This window comes from Pseudorhodoferax aquiterrae (assembly GCF_014652235.1).
Lineage (GTDB): Bacteria > Pseudomonadota > Gammaproteobacteria > Burkholderiales > Burkholderiaceae_C > Pseudorhodoferax > Pseudorhodoferax aquiterrae.
On the sequence record NZ_BMYK01000015.1, the window covers coordinates 42,447 to 61,020 of the forward strand.

General features: G+C 70.1%; 16 protein-coding genes and 1 tRNA gene. 5 read left to right on the top strand and 12 right to left on the bottom strand.

The features are described from left to right. Positions 1 to 18: 18 nt before the first annotated feature. The 11 genes from IE209_RS20745 to tolB all read right to left on the bottom strand — a co-directional run bounded on the left by IE209_RS20745 (position 19) and on the right by tolB (position 11,577). Positions 19 to 2,511, bottom strand: a complete 2,493-nt coding sequence (locus tag IE209_RS20745) for a penicillin acylase family protein (protein WP_189688815.1) — start codon at positions 2,509 to 2,511, stop codon at positions 19 to 21. Positions 2,512 to 2,535: 24 nt separating this feature from the next. Beyond that, positions 2,536 to 3,459: an adenylate/guanylate cyclase domain-containing protein gene (locus tag IE209_RS20750; protein ID WP_189688816.1), complete on the bottom strand. Its 924-nt coding sequence runs from the start codon at positions 3,457 to 3,459 to the stop codon at positions 2,536 to 2,538. A gap of 61 nt (positions 3,460 to 3,520) precedes the next feature. Continuing rightward, a complete protein-coding gene (locus IE209_RS20755) occupies positions 3,521 to 4,519 on the bottom strand; it encodes an LD-carboxypeptidase (protein WP_229882967.1) in 999 nt (332 codons plus the stop codon). Next, entirely contained in the window at positions 4,516 to 5,742 is a 1,227-nt protein-coding gene (gene tadA, locus IE209_RS20760) for a tRNA adenosine(34) deaminase TadA (RefSeq protein ID WP_189688817.1), read from the bottom strand. Before tadA ends, IE209_RS20755 begins: the two co-directional genes overlap by 4 nt. 76 nt (positions 5,743 to 5,818) lie before the next feature. Continuing rightward, a tRNA-Lys gene (locus tag IE209_RS20765) sits at positions 5,819 to 5,894 on the bottom strand. Positions 5,895 to 5,935: 41 nt separating this feature from the next. Further along, positions 5,936 to 6,721 carry a tRNA threonylcarbamoyladenosine dehydratase gene (locus IE209_RS20770; protein ID WP_189688818.1) on the bottom strand — a complete coding sequence of 262 codons (786 nt, stop codon included), beginning with the start codon at positions 6,719 to 6,721 and terminating at the stop codon, positions 5,936 to 5,938. Then, positions 6,718 to 7,833 carry a YeeE/YedE family protein gene (locus tag IE209_RS20775; RefSeq protein WP_189688819.1) on the bottom strand — a complete coding sequence of 372 codons (1,116 nt, stop codon included), beginning with the start codon at positions 7,831 to 7,833 and terminating at the stop codon, positions 6,718 to 6,720. The genes IE209_RS20770 and IE209_RS20775 overlap by 4 nt, the downstream gene beginning before the upstream one ends. Positions 7,834 to 7,860: 27 nt before the next feature. Further along, positions 7,861 to 8,832, bottom strand: a complete 972-nt coding sequence (locus tag IE209_RS20780; RefSeq protein WP_189688820.1) for a WaaS/CpsH family glycosyltransferase — start codon at positions 8,830 to 8,832, stop codon at positions 7,861 to 7,863. Between the two features lie 83 nt (positions 8,833 to 8,915). Continuing rightward, positions 8,916 to 9,713, bottom strand: a complete 798-nt coding sequence (gene ybgF / locus IE209_RS20785) for a tol-pal system protein YbgF (RefSeq protein ID WP_189688821.1) — start codon at positions 9,711 to 9,713, stop codon at positions 8,916 to 8,918. Between the two features lie 5 nt (positions 9,714 to 9,718). Then, positions 9,719 to 10,255 carry a peptidoglycan-associated lipoprotein Pal gene (gene pal / locus IE209_RS20790; RefSeq protein ID WP_145548229.1) on the bottom strand — a complete coding sequence of 179 codons (537 nt, stop codon included), beginning with the start codon at positions 10,253 to 10,255 and terminating at the stop codon, positions 9,719 to 9,721. Between the two features lie 35 nt (positions 10,256 to 10,290). Next, the gene (gene tolB / locus IE209_RS20795) at positions 10,291 to 11,577 is read right to left on the bottom strand and encodes a Tol-Pal system beta propeller repeat protein TolB (RefSeq protein WP_189688822.1); all 1,287 of its coding nucleotides are present in this window, start codon (positions 11,575 to 11,577) and stop codon (positions 10,291 to 10,293) included. A 356-nt stretch (positions 11,578 to 11,933) separates the two neighbouring features. Here tolB and IE209_RS20800 point away from each other — a divergent pair, with 356 nt between their 5' ends. The 4 genes from IE209_RS20800 to IE209_RS20815 are packed head-to-tail and all read left to right on the top strand — an operon-like array spanning position 11,934 to position 15,864. After that, positions 11,934 to 12,152: a hypothetical protein gene (locus tag IE209_RS20800; RefSeq protein ID WP_189688823.1), complete on the top strand. Its 219-nt coding sequence runs from the start codon at positions 11,934 to 11,936 to the stop codon at positions 12,150 to 12,152. Further along, positions 12,149 to 13,897, top strand: a complete 1,749-nt coding sequence (gene msbA, locus IE209_RS20805; RefSeq protein ID WP_189688824.1) for a lipid A export permease/ATP-binding protein MsbA — start codon at positions 12,149 to 12,151, stop codon at positions 13,895 to 13,897. The genes IE209_RS20800 and msbA overlap by 4 nt, the downstream gene beginning before the upstream one ends. Further along, positions 13,894 to 15,072, top strand: coding sequence for an MFS transporter (locus IE209_RS20810; protein WP_189688825.1), 1,179 nt, complete (start codon positions 13,894 to 13,896; stop codon positions 15,070 to 15,072). Before msbA ends, IE209_RS20810 begins: the two co-directional genes overlap by 4 nt. A gap of 24 nt (positions 15,073 to 15,096) precedes the next feature. Beyond that, on the top strand, positions 15,097 to 15,864 hold the full coding sequence (locus IE209_RS20815) for a glycosyltransferase family 2 protein (protein ID WP_189688826.1): 768 nt from the start codon (positions 15,097 to 15,099) through the stop codon (positions 15,862 to 15,864). 51 nt (positions 15,865 to 15,915) lie between these two features. Here IE209_RS20815 and IE209_RS20820 read toward each other — a convergent pair whose 3' ends face one another. Next, positions 15,916 to 16,353, bottom strand: a complete 438-nt coding sequence (locus tag IE209_RS20820; RefSeq protein ID WP_189688827.1) for a YbaN family protein — start codon at positions 16,351 to 16,353, stop codon at positions 15,916 to 15,918. Between the two features lie 117 nt (positions 16,354 to 16,470). Between IE209_RS20820 and IE209_RS20825 the strand changes: the two genes are divergently transcribed. Beyond that, on the top strand, positions 16,471 to 18,522 hold the full coding sequence (locus IE209_RS20825; protein ID WP_189688828.1) for a diguanylate cyclase domain-containing protein: 2,052 nt from the start codon (positions 16,471 to 16,473) through the stop codon (positions 18,520 to 18,522). Positions 18,523 to 18,574: the final 52 nt, after the last annotated feature.

Below are 18,574 nucleotides of genomic sequence, written 5' to 3' on the forward strand. Positions count from 1 at the left end.
GCGCCTGTGTCGAACAGTTCATGGTACTAGTTGGAGTGTATGCGGAATGCTTTCGGGCGCCATGCGCAAAAATCGATACTCGGTGTGCGACCATTCCTTCACCATGTCACGGTAGCGGCTGGCGAACACCAAACCGCTCTGCCCCGTCTGGTATATGAACTGGCTGCGTTCGGGATCCGCGAGGTCATAGACCGCGCGCAGGGATGCAGCGTGGCGGCTGGCGAAGGGGTTCTTCGCGTCGTTCGGCCAGTATTGCCCCACGTTCACAGTGAAGGTGTCGCCGCCCGTGGGCACCCGCACGTCGAACCAGCGGGCCAGCAGCTCGACGTTGCCGAATGGCCGGTGGACGCTCAGCGCCATGTGGGCCGCGTCCCAGCGCCAGCGCGATGGATCGTCGCCGTAAAGCTTGGACAGCCGGTCCAGGGCCCGCGTGAGCGCCTGGCCGGCCTGCTCGGCGCAACCGCCCGGCGCGCACCACCAGGCGTCGTCGGACTCAAGCGCGGTCTCCACCGTGCTGCGGAAATGCCGCTTGCCGTACAGCGCATCGAAGCGTTCCTGTCCCAGGCGTGGCACCAGCAGGCCCCGCGTGAGTTCATCCGCCCACACGGAAAACACGAGGGCGGCCGCGCTGTCGCCGCGCATGTCGCCGTCGAAGCTTTGCAGCATGCGCTGCACCCCGAGCGCCAGGGGATGGCTGGAAGAGGCCTTGCGCAGAAAGGGCAGCAGCCGCTGCGTGGCGAGCGACACCGTGTCGCCCTGCAGCCGCGCCATGCTCTGCGCGTCGTGGTGCGGCGTGGCGCCCAGCCGCTCGACGATGCGGTCGAATCGGTAGGGCACTGCCCAGTCCTGCCCGATGAAGTACGGATAGTCCGGTGGGGTCGGACGCTGGTTGGCGTTGGCGATCCAGGCCGGCTGATCGCCCTCGCCTGCCCCGTGCGCCGGGGTGTCGGCATAGGGCAGCCAGCCGGACCACGCGTAGCGCGGATCCCAGCCGGGTGCGGGCGCGATGCCGCGGATGTCGTTGTCAGGTCGGCGCAATGGCACGCGGCCCACGGCCTTGTAGGCGATGCGGCCGGTCGTGTCGGCCATCATCACGTTCTGCATCGGCGAGTGGTAGTCGGAGAAGGCGGAAAGCAGCTCGCCGACGGTGCCAGCCTCGTTCACGCGCTGCATGGCCAGGGCCGTCTTGTTGTCCGCTTCCAGGGCCGTCCAGCGCAACGCCAGCACGTAGCGGTTCAGGTCGATCAGCTTGGCATGCGCGCTCTGCGCATCGCTGAGCACCGGCCCGTGGCGCGTGCTGCGCACGAGGTGCTGGACATCCGCCCTGCCCTTGACGCGGATGGTCTCCGTGCGTTGTTCGAACCTGGCCCAGGCGGCCTGGCCCTGGACATCGTCCACCCGGTAGGACGTCGGGTCGTCCGGCTTGATCTGCTCGATATACAGGTCCTGCACGTCGGGGCCGGTGTTCGTGAAACCCCAGGCGGCCGTGCGGGTGCGGCCGAGCACCACGAACGGCAGCCCCGGCAAGGTGGCACCGATCACGTCGAGCTTGGGCGCCTGCAGGCGCGCGAAGTACCAGATCGCCGGCGCGCTGAGGCCCAGGTGGGGATCGTTCGCAAGCAGGGGCTTGCCCGAAGCCGTGTTGCTTCCGCTGACGACCCAGGCATTGCTGCCCTTGCCCTCGGACAGTCCGGCATCGCGCACGAAGGCTTGCGACCAAGCGCGCGCCGCGTCGTCGAGCAACCGGGCCGCGACCGGGGTGGCGCCCGGCGCGCGCGAGGTCTTCGGGCTGGCCGGCGGCTCGGCGCGGTAGATGCCCAACTGGCGGTACAGCGCTGCGAAATCCACCGCGGAGGCCGGCGGCTCACCAGGGTATGGCGGAAACAGCTCCCACAGCCGGGGCGTGTCCACGACCTGGGCGGCGGACAGGCGCGCGAACTCCGTGCCCCAGTTGCCGCCGAGATCGAGCGCCATCATCAGTGACCAGCCGACGCAGTCCACGGCCTCCCAGGCCGTGCCGGTCCGGCCGGGGCGCACGCCGAGCAGCAGGAACTCCGGCTGCAATGCCTGCGGCCGGTTCGCGTAGAAGGACTGGATGCCCTCGCTGTAGGCTTCCAGCGCCGCCCGCGCCTCGGGCGGCATGCGATCGAGCTGGCGCTCGGCCGCCTGCATGATGCCCAGTGTGCGCATGAGCTTGTCGGTTTCCAGCGTGGCTTCGCCCAGCACCTCGGACAGCGTGCCGCGCATCACGCGCCGGTTGAACTCCAGTTGCCAGCCCCGCTCCTGCGCATGCACGAAGCCCAGTGTGAACCAGGCGTCCCGTGCCGACGCCGCCTTGATGTGCGTGACATCGGAGGCGTCCCGCTCGACCGTGACGGCGCCTTGCAGGCCCTGCACGCGCAGCGTGCCGTCGCGCTGCGGGAAGCTGCGCCAGACGTACATGCCCAGCACCAGCAGTCCGGCCAGAACGAGGAACAGCACAACGGCGCCGAGGCGCTTGAACCATCGCATCAGAGATTCCTCGCAGTACGCCGGTCAGCGTTGTGTGCCGCCGTTGATGGAAAAGGTCACGGTCGGCGCACTGAGGTCGCCGTGCGGGACGCCCAGCGCGATCTCTCCGGTGCCGTGGAGCTGGCATTCGTCGCGCCGCAGTGCGATGTCCGAATCGCTGCCGGAGAAACGCACCCAGGTGCCGAAGCTGCTGAGGTCGATCAGCACGAAGCCACCGCTGCGCGATTCGATGCGCGCGTGCAGGCGGGATACGCGTGGATCGTTGACGACCACTTCGGCATGTTCGTTCCTGCCCAGATGCACCGGCAGTTCGCGCGCGTGAAAACTCAGCGAGAGGTCCAGGTGCTGCAACTGGATGCGGCTCGACGCTGGGGCTTCGGCGACCACGGGCCGCGCCAGCACGGCCTGCTGGGTCAGGAAGTCGGAGGCGATGTCTTCCTCCCATTCCACCTTGAACAGCGCGAGCGGCTCGGCCTTGCCGCGCAGCGTGACCGAGCCCAGGCTGCGAAAGCGCAGGCCGTGGCCTTCATCGACACCATCGACCACGGACGCCGTGGCCCAGATCTCGCTGCCGCCGGCCAGATCGCTCAGGCGCGCGGCCACGTTGACGGCGTCGCCGTAGCAGTCGCCGTCGACTTCCACCACCTCGCCACGCGCCACGCCGGCCTTGATCTCCATGCGCAAGGGCTCGGGCCATTGCTCCAGCCGGATGCGGTGCCCGCGCTGCATCTGGATGACGGCATCGGCCGCATCGATGGCCTGCTCGAACACGGCCAGGATGCCGTCGCCCAGGGTCTTGACCACGCGCCCGCGGTGGGCCTCGCAGATGGCGCCGATCCATTGCGTGAGCCGTGTGATGGTCGCCGTCGCCTTCTCGTTGCCCAACGTCTCGAAGAACGCCGTGCTGTCCGATAGGTCTGCAAAAACAACCGTGGCCTGAACGCCCATGGTGCTGCGGGTGGGTGACGGGAAGATGCCCGCAGTGTAGGGGATGTCGCCTGCCGCGGGCTCAGTGCGCGTGGTCGCCGTGACCGTGGTGGCTGCCTTCCAGGTGGCCCCAGAACAGCAGCGCCTCCCGGTTCTCCACCACCATCTGCACCTTGGCACCGACCGGCAGCAACACCTTGGTGGGCACATGGCCGAATGGCAATTGGGTGAAGACCGGCACCTTGAGCTGGCTGCGCAGCCAGGCCACCACCGTGGCCATGCGGAAGTTGCGGTCGTGCGCCACCGTCTGGTAGCCCGTGAACTGGCCGAGCACCACGGCCTTCTGGCGGGCCAGCACGCCGGCATGCAACAGCTGCGTGAGCATGCGCTCGATCCGGTACGGGTGCTCGTTCACGTCTTCCAGGAACAGGATGCCGCCGCGTACGTCCGGCAGATAGGGCGTGCCGACCATGCCGCTCAGCACGGCCAGGTTGCCGCCCCACAGCGTGGCGTCGCGGATGCTCCAGGAGGGCGGCACTTGCGCGGTAGCGGCCGCACCGCGCCGCGCGCGCGGGGCCGGCATCGGATCGTCACGGCCGATGCGCCAGCCCGTGCCCTCGCCCTGCCCCAGCAGCAGATCGTCGAAGCAGGCCTGCATGATCTCGTCGGGCTCTTCCTCGCCGCCGAAGTCGCCGCACAGCGCGGGGCCGGCCCAGCTGGTGCCGCCAGCGCGTGCCAGCAGCGCCAGCTGCAGGGCCGTGAAGTCGCTGTGGCCGACGAAGCGCAGGCCGCGCTCTGCGGCACGCGCCAGCACCGGGTAGCGGATGCGGTCCAGGATGCGCGTGAGGCCGTAGCCGCCACGCGAGATCAGTGCGATATCCGCGCCGCTGGCCGCAGCGCGGTGCACTGCAGCCAGCCGCGTGTCGTCGTCACCGGCAAAGCGCATGTGGCTCTTCAGCGCGGCCTCGTCGATCTCGACGGCGTGGCCTTGCCCGCGCAAGCGCTGCACCGCGCGCTTGAACGCGGCCTTGTCGCGCACGGCGCCGGCGGGGGAATAAATGTAGATGTGCTTGGGATTCACGGGCGGGAGTATCCCACCGTGAATCCGTCGAGCAGCTGGCGCGCGAGCGCGGCCTCGCCGCCAGCGGCCGGCGGCGGCTGTGCGGCGGACCAGTCCGGCGCCACGGCGTCGTCGCCCGCCCAGCGCTGGAACGCGCGCGGCCCGGCGCGGTGGCCCGCGTCGGGAAAGGGCGTGCCGTCCGCTTCACCGCGCGGCTCCTGCTGCAGCAGTTGCAGCGCATGCCGCACCTGCGCAGGCTGCCACATCGCCGGCCATGGCGCGGCGTCCGGACGCATCGCCACCGCCGCCGACAAATCGGGGGCCAGGGCGACCAGGCCGCGGTAGCGTGCCGGTGCCCGCTGCGGCAGATCCAGCGCCAGCAGGCCGCCTCTGCCCAGCAGCACCAGCACGATGTCGTGCAGATCGAGGGTCTGCACGAATTCCTCGAGCACCGCGCGGTGCCAGGCCGGACTGTGCGCGCTCTCCTTCTTGGGCTTGTCGCTCATGCCGAAGCCCGGCAGGTCGATGGCGACGACGCGGTGTCCGGCGTCGCGCCAGACCGGCAGCAGGGTACGGAAGTCGTGACTCCAGCCTTCGGCACCATGGACACAGAGCAGCGTCAAGGGCCGGCCAGAGCCCTGCCCTCGCTCGTCCAGGTAGTGCATCGACAAACCGGCCAGGCTCGGCAGGCTGCGGATGTACTGGCCATGCCATGGGTAGTCCGCCAGCCCCGCGAAGCGCCCGGCCGGCGTGCGCAGCGCGTCTTCGCGCAAGGGCACGCGTGCGTGGGCCTGCGCCTGGCGCTGCTGCTGAAAGAAGTCGCGCAACAGCGCTCCGCAGGCCTCCCCCAGGACGCCGCGGCGCACGCGCGTGTGGTGGTTCAGTGCGTTCTGGGCGAACAGATCGAGCACCGAACCGGCGGCGCCGGTCTTGGGATCGGCCGCGCCGTAGACCACGCGCGACAGGCGCGCGTGCAGCATCGCGCCGCTGCACATGGCACAGGGCTCCAGCGTGACGAACAGTTCACAGTCCTCGAGCCGGTAGTTGCCCAGCGCGCGGGCAGCCGCCCGCAGGGCAACGACTTCCGCATGCGCCGTGGGATCGCACTGCCCGATCGGCGCGTTGGCCCCCGTCGCCACCACCTGCCGCTGGTGCAGCACGACCGCGCCGACCGGAACTTCGCCGCGCGCGGCCGCGCTGCGTGCCTGCGCGAGCGCGAGCGCCATGGCCTCCTCGTCCGTCATGGACGAAGGGTGGAACGGAAACGGGGGAAGAACTTGAACATCGACGGCATGGCGGATGTCCCAAGAAGACAATGGGTGGTAGGACGTACTGGGGTCGAACCAGTGACAAACGGATTAAAAGTCCGCTGCTCTACCAACTGAGCTAACGTCCCACTGCTGTCTGCAGCAAAGCCTACGATTATAGCCAGACGAATCAGGCTTTTTGCACGCGCCGTGCAATTTGGTCGAGCACCCAGCCCGCGGCGCATTGGCCGAAGGTGGCCGTCACGCTGACGACGGACCCGTAGCCGTGGCAGTTCAGGCTGCCGTCCCCTGCGATCGCACAGGAGGGGTCGGGCGGCGCCACGGGCTCACGGCTGAACACGCAGGCCACGCCCATGCGCTTGCCGTCGCGCGGGGCTCGGTGGTGCTTGCGCAAGCGTTGGCGAACCTGGGCCAGCAGCGGATCGTGCGTGACCGCGGCCAGATCCTCGATCTGCACGGCATGCGCCAGGCGCTTGCCGCCGGCCGCGCCCACGCCGATGAACAGCCGGCGCTGCGCGGCCGCACTGCGGGACCAGGCCGCCATGGCCGTCTTCGCGGCCACCTGGTCGCAGGCGTCGATCACGGCGTCGGCATCGGCCGGCAGCAAGGCGGGCCAGTTCTCGGGCGTCACGAAGTCGTCGACAGCATCCACGCGGCAGCCCGGATGGATCTGTGCGATGCGCTCGCGCATGGCCAGCACCTTGGCCTGGCCCACGGTGCTGTCCAACGCGTGGATCTGGCGGTTGATGTTCGACTCGGCGACATGGTCCATGTCGACCAGCGTCAACTGCGCCACGCCACTGCGCGCCAGTGCCTCCGCAGCCCACGAGCCGACGCCACCGATGCCCACCACGACGGCGTGCGCGCGGCGGATCGCGCCGGCCCCGGCCACGCCGTAGAGCCGCTCCAGGCCGCCGAAGCGCCGCGCCAGATCGGGTTCGTCCAGCGCCGTCATGGCAGGCGCTCCAGGCGCCAGCGCTGGTAGCGCAGCGCGAGAACCGCGCCGGCCAGGATGGCCGCGACGGCCACCAAGCTGGTCAGGCTCAGCGTGGACAGGCCCGACAGCCCCTGGCCGACGGTGCAGCCCATGGCCGTGATGCCGCCCACGCCCATCAGCACGGCACCGATCAAGTGGTTGGCCAGGTCTTCGGTGTCGCCAAAGCCTTCCCAGCGGAAGCTGCGCGAGATGAGCGCCATGGCCCAGGAGCCAGCGACCACGCCGGCGACCGACACGATGCCCAGCGTCAAGACCCTGCTGCGGTCGCTGAAGAAGAGCAGCCAGTCCAGCGTATGCGCCAGGGGGGCGACGAAGCTCAGCGCCTCGATGCGGCCCGAGTTGGTCGCGAGGTAGGCTTCTTCCAGCGTCTCGGGATGTTCGGGTACATGCCCGAGATGGCCGCTGACCCACCACATGGCCACCAGCACCGCCCCGACGCCGAGTCCGGCCAGCAGGTTGTCGGCGCGCAGGAAGCCCTTGCCGACCAAGGCCCAGAACACAAGTGCCCCCCCGACGAGCAGACCCAGGGCCAGGCTGGCGACGGGCAGGCTCCAGCCCGTGGCCGGCGCCACCAGCTGCGGCAACGCGGCCTGGGTGGCCAGTTGCCAGGCCATCTGATCGACCGAGCCCGCACGCAGCACGGCAGTGACACCGCGCAATGTCGCGAACCCAGCAACGGCCATCACCACGAACACGACCACGGCCTTGAGGCTGCCGCCGCCGATGCGCACCAGCGTCTTGCTGCCGCATCCCGATGCCAGCACCATGCCGAAACCGAACATGCCGCCGCCTGCGAGTGCCGAGAGCCACAGCCAGCGGTGCGATGCGTACAGCGTCCTGGACGGATCGACCTGCCCGAAGAACACCAGCGCGCCGAAGCCGATCGTGGCCACGCCAGCCGCCAGGGCCCATTGGCGCATGCGCGTCCAGTCGCCCATGTGCACCGCATCGCTGACGGCGCCCATGGTGCAGAAATGCGTGCGCTGTGCAATGGCGCCGAAGACCACGGACAGCGCGAGCGCTGCCCATAGCACCTGGTGCGTCAGCAGCGAAATGTCGGGGGACTGCATCGGCGCAATTCTAGGAAGACCCCGACCTCACCGGGCGGCGCGCCGCTCCAGCGGTGCGACCCGCCGGACCCAAGTATGGATCTCGTGCGGCGCCAGCAGGGCCGGATCGACGGGTCGGAACGGCCGGCGCATGAAGGCGCCGATCTCTGCAGCGTCGACACGCGTGATGACCAGCACCCGGTCGGGGTCGAAGTAGGCGTCCTCGCGCGCAGAGAGGCGGTTGGTGACGATCTTCTTCTGCAGGAACAGCGCCTCCATGCTGCGCAGCGTGGGGCCGGATTGGTGCTCTTGCACGATCTCCACCAGGCAATCGGCGTGCTGGCTCTCGAGCAGGTTGCGCGCATACGGGATCCAGCCCGCCTGCAGATGCGCCTGCAACGCTGGCGCGTAGTCCTTGCCCTTGTCGGCGACGACATGGAACTGTGCGGACATCCCCAGTTGCCCGATGGCCGCCTTGAGCTCCAGCAGCAGACCGAGGCGCCCCTTGTCCACGCCGGAGAAATAGAACGCATGCCGCTTGCCAGCGTCCGCCAAGGCGGGCACATGCCGGTAGGGTTGGGGCGTGAAATGCAATCCGTAGGCCGCGGCATCCTCCTGGTCGAAGGTGTGGATGGCGTCGACGATCTGCTGCAGCTTGTGAAGCTGCCGCCGGCTATGGGCCAGGTCGCCCCTGATCCTGGCGACCGGATTCCAGAGAAAGACGTGGCGCGTCTGCGCCCGGATGTACTTCGCCACGCTGGCGATGTTGTTGAGGTTCTCCATCGCGAAGAAGAGCACCACATCCGTGGGCGCGATCTTGCGCAGCCGCGTCCGCGTCCCCGCATCCGGGTACAGCCCGAGCCGGGTGCCAGGGAACCTGGATTCGACGCCCCGGCCGACCCGCCCGGTCCAGCTGTCCGGCATTTCCCGGTAGGGAATCAGGCGGGTGTCTTGATCGCTGAAGCCTTCGAACACGAAGGCAGCCAACTCGGAACTCGCGTTGTAGATGACGTGGCGCATGAAGCAGGGCGCGCGGCGCCGAGGTGGGCATCCACCGCCGCCTGCTCCTTCGTGCGCACGGCGTGCAGGCAGGGTGGCGGCGCTCAGCGCATCTTGGCCAGACGGTCCTTGGCGGCGGCGGCGGCTTCGGACTGCGGGTAGACCTTGATCAGGTCTTCCAGCGTCTTGCGCGCGCCGCGCACTTCCTTGAGCTCCAGCTGGCAGTTGGCGATCGACAGCGCAGCTTCGGGCGCGCGCGGATGGTTGGCGTCCACCGTCAGCATGTTCTTGAAATTGCCGACGGCGGCCTGGTACTCGCGCGTGGCGTACTGCGCGTTGCCCAGCCAGAAGAGGGCCAGCGCGCGGTAACCGCTCTGCGGGTAGCGCTTCATGAACTCGGTGAAGGCGTTGCCGGCGGCCGCGAAATCGCCCTTGCGGAACACGGCCAGCGCCGCATCGTAGTCGCGCGTTTCGGCCGGGTCGGCCAGGAACTCGCGGCCGTCCACCGTCACCTTGGCCGGCTCGAATTTGCGCAGCCGCTCGTCCACGCCCTGGGCAATGTCCTTCTGGCGGCGCTGCATCTCGGCGACATCGCGGGCCAGCTGCTCCTCTTGGCCGCGCGACTTGGCCAGGTCGGCGCGCAGGGCGTCGATCTGGGTCTGCAGGTCCAGCAGGCTGCGGCGCATCTGGGTGTTCTCGTCGTTCACCCGGCGCAGTTCTTCCGCGGAATTCTGCTGCGCGGCCTGCAACGCATCGTGGCGCTGGCGCAGCTCCAGGATCGCGCGCCGCGCCTCGTCGTCGCCGAACAGCGCGTGCGCCGGCATGCTGGCCAGCAACGCCATGCCCAGGCACGCCGCAGCGGCCGCGCGCGCGCCCGCGCGCATCACTGCAGTGGTGCGCATGCGCTTCAACGGTAGGTGATTTCGGCGCGGCGGTTCTTGGCGTAGGCCGCCTCGTCGGAGCCCTGCACGGCCGGCTTTTCCTTGCCGAAGCTCACGGCTTCGACCTGGTTGTCGGCCACGCCCAGCAGCACCAGCGAACGGCGCACGGCCTCGGCACGCTTCTGGCCCAGGGCCAGGTTGTATTCGCGGCCGCCACGCTCGTCGGTGTGGCCTTCGACCACGCTCTTGCGGTTGCGGTCGGCGCGCAGGAAGCGCGCGTTGTTCTCGATCGTGGTCTGCTCGGTGGCTTCGATGCTGTAGCTGTCGTAGCCGAAGTAGACGGTGCGGGCACCGGCCGGGCCGGCGGCCAGGTCGTTGGACTTGCTCAGGTCCACGGGTGCCACGCTGCTCTGGCCCACGTTGCCGGCGCCAGCGCCTTGCGAGCCGATGGTCGAGGCCGAGGTGCCGGCCTTGTCCTGCACCGGCACGTCGTCCAGCTTCACGGGCGAACTGCAACCCACCAGAGCGGCGGCGACGATCGCGGTCAATACGAACTGCTTCATTTACACACTCCCCTTTTTGACAAAAAAACCGATGCTCAAGCCTTCAGGAACGGGCCCCAGTCGGGCTCGCGGATGTCGCCCGCCTGGCCGGCCAGGCGGGCCTTGATCTTGCCGTCCAGCGTGGTCGTCATGAGCGCCTCGCGGCCGTTCTGCACCGTGGCATAGACCAGGAGCTTGCTGTTGGGCGCGAAGCTCGGGCGCTCGTCGGCCGTGGTGTCGGTGATGCCGGCCACGGTGGAGCTCGCCAGTTCCATGACCTGCAGGCGGAACGCGCCGCCGATGCGCGACACGTAGGCCAGCCAGCGCCCATCCGGGCTCAGCGCCGGCGAGATGTTGTAGCTGCCGCTGAAGGTCACGCGCTCGGCCGCGCCGCCGGACGAGGGCATGCGGTAGATCTGCGGCGCGCCGCCGCGGTCGCTCACGAAATACAGGCTCTTGCCGTCAGGCGAGAAGGCGGGCTCGGTGTCGATGCTGTTGGACTGGGTCAGCCGGCGCGGCTCGCCGCCGTTGCTGTCGATGGCGTAGAGCTGCGAGCCGCCATCGCGCGTGAGCGTGACGGCCAGCGTGCGGCCGTCCGGCGACCAGGCCGGCGCGCTGTTGGAGCCGCGGAAGTTGGCCACCAGCCGGCGCCGGCCGCTGGCCACGTCGTGCACGTAGACCACCGGCTTGCGCGACTCGAAGGACACGTAGGCCAGTTGCTGGCCGGTCGGCGACCAGGCCGGCGAGATGATGGATTCGGGGCTGGCCAGCGCGGTCTGGCTGTTCTCGCCATCGGCATCGGCCACCCACAGCGTGTAGCGCTGGCCGGCGCGCGTCACGTAGGCGATGCGCGTGGAGAACACGCCGCGTTCGCCGGTCAGCTTCTCGTAGACATAGTCGGCAATGCGGTGGGCCGACAGGCGCAGGTCGGCCTGCACCACGCTGTAGCTCTGACCGCCCAGGTCCTGGCCACGCACCACGTCCCACAGACGGAAGCGCACGTCGAAGCGGCCATCGGCCAGACGCGTCACGCTGCCGGTCAAGAGCGAGTCTGCGGCGCGCTGGCGCCACAGCGACATGTCGGGCCGGGAGGCTTCGTCGAGTGCGGCACCCGAGACATCGACCCCGCGGAACTGGCCGCTGCGTTCCAGGTCGGCCTGCACGATGGCGGCGATCTTCTGCGGCGACTGATCGTCGCCCCGGAAGGTGGCGACAGCGATCGGCAGCTGGGTCAGGCCCACGCCCGTCACTTCGACGCGGAACTGCGCCCAGGCGGGCAAGGCGCCGGCCAGCGCCAGGCCTGCGACACATTGCCGGCGGCGGGAGGAAAACTCAAATGGCATGGAAGAAATGTAATGAACGCGAGCCACTCGGGTCAGATCAGCCCCAGGAAGTTCCCGCTCAAGGTTTCAAAATGTTGGTCACGCGGCCACCGACCATCCTCGGTTCCGCGGCGCCGGCCCGCGATAGGACAGAAGCGCAATCCCGCGCCCGACATGGCTGGCAGACGCGCACGCCGCGCCCGAGAACATCCACCCGCCGACGGCCGCAGGCACAGGGATGTGAGGTGACTTGGCACGGGAGGCTGCTGTGGGGGGGGGACGGTGGCGGGTGCGCCACAGCCCGCGAGGATAGCAGAGTCCCAATGGCCGACTCGGCACCGTGTGGCACCGATAATGCCGCGCCTGCGCTCCTGCGCATGGAACTGTATTTTCTCTACCGCGACCTGTGCCTGGGCGAGCGGCCTGCCGTGCGTGCAGGCGTCTCGGCCATGTCCGCCCTGCTGATCTCCTGCATGTTCAACTCCATCCTGTTCGACGCGGCCATCGGCGACTTCTTCTGCGTCACCATCGGCCTGTTGATGGCCCTGAACTTGCGCACGGCCGACTGGTCGGCGCCGCAGGGCCGAGCCGCATGACCGAGCCGACCGCCGCGCCCAAGGCCTCCATCGGCCAGCGCCTGCGCCGGGTCTGGCCCTACTTCCGGTCGGCCCGTGCGGGCTGGGTGCTGCTGGTGCTGGCCACGGCCGTGGTCGCGGCGACGGAGCCCATGATCCCGGCCCTGCTGAAACCGCTGCTGGACCGCGGCTTCCAGCGCGACGGCCTGCCCCTGTGGGCGATCCCGGTGGCACTGCTGGGCCTGTTCGGCCTGCGCGGGCTGGCGGCGTTCACGGCCAACTACGCACTCGGGCGCATCGCCAACCAGGGCCTGCTGCAGCTGCGGCGTGAACTGTTCGCCAAGATCCTGTCCGGCGACCTGCGGCTGTTCCGCAGCCAGTCGGCCAGCTCGCTGGCCAACACGGTGGTCTACGAGGTGCAGACCGGCTCGCAGGTGCTGGTCGGCGCCATCATGGCGTTCTCGCGCGACAGCCTCACGCTGCTGGCGCTGGTGGGCTACCTGCTCTACCTGAACTGGAAGCTGACCCTGATCGTGGCGCTGCTGATTCCCGCGGTCGCATGGGTCATGGGTGTGCTGTCGCGCCGCTTGTACAAGCTCACACGGGCCAGCCAGAGCTCCACCGACGCGCTGGCCTACGTGGTCGAGGAGAACGTGCTGGCCCACCGCGACGTGCGGCTGCAAGCCGCGCAGGCCTTGCAGCAGCAGCGTTTCAACGAACTCAGCGAGCGGCTGCGCCAGCTGTCGATGAAATCCATCGTGGCCTCCTCCACCATGTCGCCGCTGACCCAGATGCTGGTGGCCGTGGCCATGTCGGCCGTGATCGCCATCGCGCTCGTGCAAAGCGCCGATGGCGGCACCTCGGTCGGCAGCTTCGTCGCCTTCATCACCGCGATGCTGCTGCTGGTGTCGCCGATCAAGCACTTGTCGGAAGTGGCCAATCCGATCACGCGCGGCCTGGCCGCCATCGAACGCGCGCTGGAGCTCATGCAGCAGACCGAGGACGAGCGCGGCGGCAGCTTCAGCCTGCCGCGCGCACGCGGGGACATCGTGCTGCAGGGCGTGACCGTGCAGTTCGACGGCACCGCCCAACCAGCCCTCGATGCGCTGGACCTGCGCGTTGCCGCGGGCGAGACCGTGGCGCTCGTCGGTGCCTCCGGTGCCGGCAAGACCACGCTGGTGAACCTGCTGCCGCGCTTCCTCGAGCCCACCGCGGGCCGCGTGGCGCTGGACGGCCATGCCGTGCAGGACTGGGACCTCGCGGCACTGCGGCGCCAGTTCGCCGTGGTCAGCCAGCATGTCGTCATGCTCAACGACAGCGTGGCCGCCAACGTGGCGCTGGGCCAGCCGCTGGACCGTGCGCGGCTGGCGCGCTGCCTGGCCGACGCCAACCTGGACAAGCTGGTCGCCGAACTGCCGCAGGGCATGGACACGCCGGTCGGCCACAACGCGGCCCAGCTCTCCGGCGGCCAGCGCCAGCGCCTGGCGATCGCCCGAGCGCTCTACAAGGATGCGCCCGTGCTGATCCTGGACGAGGCCACCTCGGCCCTGGACACCGAGTCGGAGCGTGCCGTGCAGGCCGCGCTGCAGCGGCTGATGCAGGGCCGCACCACGCTGGTCATCGCCCACCGGCTGTCGACCGTGCAGCACGCCGACCGCATCGTCGTCATGGAAGCCGGCCGCATCGTCGAAATGGGCTCCCACACCGAACTGCTGGCCCGCGACGGCGCCTACGCCCGCCTGTACGGCCTGGGCCTGCCGGAGTGAAGCCGCAGCGCCATGGTCCGGCGCTGGCCGTGGTGCTGGCCGGCGTCACGGCTGCACTGCACGTGGGCAAGCTGCCACCGGCCCTGCCCGTGCTGCGCGAGGCGCTGCAGCTGTCGCTGGTGCAGGCGGGCTTCCTGCTCTCCCTGGTCCAGCTGGCCGGCATGGGCCTGGGCCTGGCGGTCGGCCTGGCCGGCGAGAGCCTGGGCCTCAAGCGCTGCATGGCCGCGGGCCTGGTGCTGTTGAGCGCGGCCAGCCTGGCCGGGGGTTTTGCCCAGGACGCGACCGCCCTGCTCGCCCTGCGTGCGCTGGAGGGCTTCGGCTTCCTGCTGGCCGTGACGCCCGGGCCCAGCCTGATCCGCCGGGTGGCCGAGGCCGGCGAACTCGATGCCAAGCTCGGCCTGTGGGGCGCCTACATGCCGCTGGGCACGGCGACGGCCTTGCTGGCCGGCCCCTGGCTGCTGCCGCTGCTGGGCTGGTCGGGCTGGTGGTGGCTGCTGGCCGCCCCCTCGCTGGCCATGGCGGCGCTGCTGTGGCTGGCGCTGCCGCCCGACGGGCGCGGCACGGCTCCGGGGCACAGCGCCTGGGCCACGCGGTTGCGCCGCACGCTGACAGCGCCCGGGCCCTGGCTGCTCGGCGCGAGTTTCGCGATGTACGCCGGCCAGTGGTTGGCCGTGGTCGGATTCCTGCCCACGGTGTTCGCACAGGCCCAGGTCGGTCCCCAGCTGGCCGGCGCACTCACCGCGCTGGTGGCGGCCGTCAACATCGTCGGCAACATCGCCGCGGGCCGGCTGCTGCGGCACGGTGCGGCGCCGCGCACGCTGCTGTGGACCGGCTTCGCCGCCATGGCCCTGGGCGCGGCCCTGGCCTTCGGACCGGCCCTGGACGCCGGGCCCGCGGTCCGCACCGGCGCCGTGCTGCTGTTCTCGCTGCTCGGCGGCCTGGTGCCGGCCACGCTGTTCGCGCTGTGCGTGCGGCTGGCACCGGGCAGCGACACCGTCGCCACCACGGTCGGCTGGATGCAGCAGTGCTCGGCGGTCGGGCAGTTCGTGCTGCCACCGCTGGTCGGCTGGGTCGCGCGGCTGGCGGGCGGCTGGCAATGGACCTGGGCACTGACCGCGTCGTGCTGCGCGGCCGGCGCGCTGCTGGCCTGGCGCATGACCGCGGCCCGCGGCTGACAGGCCTCGCCGACAATCCCCGCCATGTCTTCGCCTTCCCCCACCCTCAGCGTCGTCATCGCCGCCAAGAACGAGGCCCTCCACATCGCCGAGTGCGTGCGCTCGGCCAGCTTCGCCGACGAGATCCTGGTGCTGGACTCGGGCAGCACCGACGCCACCGCCGCCCTGGCGGCCGAACAGGGCGCCCGCGTCGTCGCCACCGACTGGCCCGGCTACGGGCCGCAGCAGCAGCGCGGCATCGCCATGGCGCGCGGCGACTGGGTGCTGTCGCTGGACGCCGACGAGCGCATCAGCCCCGAGCTGCAGGCCGAGATCCGCGCGGCCATCGCCTCGGGCGCTGCCGACGGCTACCGACTGCCGCGCCTGTCCAGCTTCTGCGGCCAGTTCATCCACCACAGCGGCTGGCGGCCGGACTACACGCTGCGCCTGGTGCGCCGTGAGAAGGCCGGCTTCACCGCCCACCTGCTGCACGCCCACATGACCGTGGACGGCACGCGTCGGGACCTGCGCCACAGCCTGATCCACTACAGCTACCAGGACCTGGACGACGTGCTGGAGAAGCTCAACCGCTATTCCGCCGTCGGCGCGCGCGACATGCAGGCGCGCGGCAAGAAGGCTTCGTTGGGCAGCGCCATCGTGCACGGTCTGTGGGCCTTCGTGCGGACCTATCTGGTCCGCCAGGGTTTTCGGGACGGGCGCGCAGGCTTCCTGATCGCCATCTACAACGCCGAAACGACCTTCTACAAGTACCTCAAGCTCATGGCGTTGAAGGCGCCGAAGCAGCAGCCGTAGCGGCGGTCCGGCCGCAGCGCGTCCGGCAGTTCTGCGGGGCGCCTGCGCGGCTCAGCGAGGCACCGGTTCGGGCCGCAGCCACAGCCAGCACAGCACGGCGCCCATGCAGCCGCAGGCCAGCATGCTGACCCACCAGCGGCTGTTCAGCCACAGCAGCACCGCGGCGCAGACCGCCATGGCCAGCGTCGCGTTCCACTTGGCGCGCCGGCTCACACAGCCGCCGGCCTGCCAGTCCTGGATCAACCGGCCGAACACCCGGTGTGCCAGCAACCAGCGGTGCAGCCTGGGCGAACTGCGCGCCGCGGCCCAGGCCGCGATCAGCACGAACACCGTGGTCGGCAGGCCCGGAACGAACAGCCCCACCACGCCGGTGGCCAGGGAGACGCAGGCCAGCAGCAGCAACAGCCAGCGCCACGGTGCCGGCAGAGGTCGCGCGCCCGGCACACCCGCTTGGGGGCCTTCACTCGGGTGCGGATCATCGGTCGGCATGTCTGGGCCGCATTCTGGCCCAGCACTTCCAGCCGGAGACGGCACTTGCGGCCTGCACAACACCACTTCGTCCAGAATGTCGATCGGCTTCTCCACAAAATTGATGAGATTCGGGACATGACCACCACGGCCCAGCCCGCGCCGCCCCTCCGCCGCCGCAGCCTTGCGCACTGGACCGCCATTGCCCTGGCCTGGGCCGTGCTGGTCGCGGTGGTCGTGCTGCTGTTCCTGGTGGAACGTTTCGCCGAGCGCCATGCCACGCGCACGGCCACCGCCGCGCTGGCGCAGATCGGCTGGCAGATGCGCGAGCAGCTGGACCGCGGCATGGCCTACCGCTACGAGGAGTTGCGCATCCTTTCCGGGCTGCAGGACATGCAGCCGGGCCAGTTGCCCGAGCAGCGGCGCGCCGTGCTCGAGCGTGTGCAGCAGAGCTTTCCGCTGTACGCCTGGATCGGCTACGTGCACCGCGACGGCCGCGTGGAAGCCGCCACCGGGGGCCTGCTGGAAGGCCAGGACGTGTCCAAACGACCCTGGTTCCAGGGCGGTGTGCAGGGCGCCTTCGTCGGCGACGTGCACCCGGCCCTGCTGCTGGAAAAGCTGTTGCCGCAGCAACAGGAGCCGTGGCGTTTCGTCGACATTGCCATGCCGGTCCGGGAAGGGGGTGGCGGCCTGCACGCCGTGCTCGGCGCGCACCTGAGCTGGGAATGGGCGCGCGATCTGCAGCGCAACCTGCTGGCGCAGGCCCAGGCCCGCTACCAGGCCGAACTGTTCGTCGTCGACGCCAAGCGCATGGTGCTGCTGGGACCGGCCGGCACCGAAGGCAAGCCGCTCGACCTGCCGGCAGTGGGCGAACTGCGCGGCGCCGCGGGCGCGGCCATGCGCGACTGGGGTGACGGCCGGCACTACGCCACAGCCATCGTGCCCACGGTGGGCGAGGGCAACTACCCCGGCGTGGGCTGGGTCGTGGTGGTGCGCCAGTCCGAACAGGTGGCCTTCGCCGACTACCACCAGCTGCAGCGCGAGATGGCCATCGGCGGCATCGCCGTGTGCCTGCTGGCCGCGCTGTGCGCACCGCTGGCCGCCCGTCGCCTGGCACGGCCGTTGCACCGGCTGACGGAAGCGGTCGGCGCACGCGCCGCCGGCCAGGCCCGGCCGGTGCCGCCGGAGACGGCGTACCGAGAGGTCGAATTGCTGTCGCGTGCACTGGCCGATGCCGATGCGCGCGAGGCGCGCGACCGTGCCGCACTCGAGCAAGTCAACGCCGGCCTGGAGGAACGCATCGCCGAACGCACGGCCCAGATCCGCGCGAGCCAGGCCCAGCTGCACAGCATCACCGACAACATTCCAGCGCTGGTCGCCGATGTCGACCGCACGCTGCGCTACCGCTTTGCGAACCGGGCCTATTTGGACTGGTTCGGCAGGGACCCGGACGCCTTGATCGGTGAAACCATGGAATCGCTCTACGGCGATGCCGCCGTGCGCCTGTGGCAACCCGAGCTGGCCCGCGTGCTGCAGGGCGAACGCGTGCAGTTCGAGCGCAGCATGGTGCTGAACGGCCAGCGCCGGCACAGCACCGCCATCTACCTGCCTTACCGCGACGCCCATGGCCAGGTCGACGGCTTCCATGCGCTGGTGTTCGACACCACGGCCAGCAAGGAGCTGGAACTGCGGCTGGAGGAAGAGGCCACGCGCGACGCCCTGACCGGCCTGCCCAACCGCCGCCTGCTGCAGCGCAACCTGCCCGCCGCGCTGGCGCGCTCGGAGCGCCAGGGCCACAGCCTGGCCTTGCTGTTCCTGGACCTGAATGGCTTCAAGGCCGTCAACGACACCCATGGCCACGAGGCCGGCGACGCGCTGCTGCGCCAGGTCGGTCAGCGTCTGGTGGCGGCTGTGCGCGTGACCGACACGGTGGCCCGGCTGGCCGGCGACGAGTACGTGGTGCTGCTCGAGCCGGTCAACGACCCGGTGGCCGACCCGGTGCGCGTGGCCGCCAAGATCGAGGCCGCCATCGCCGCGCCCTTCGCGCTCGAGGCGGCCACGGTGCAGGTCTCCGTCAGCATCGGCAGCGCCGTCTACCGGCCGCGTTGCGGCATTTCGGCCGAAGAGCTGCTCTCCGGCGCCGACCACGCCATGTACGCCGCCAAGCGGTCCGGCAGAAAGCCGATTTGAAACAAGGCGTCTGCCGGCCTTGTGCGGGCGGTGCGGGTCCCCATGTCTGGGC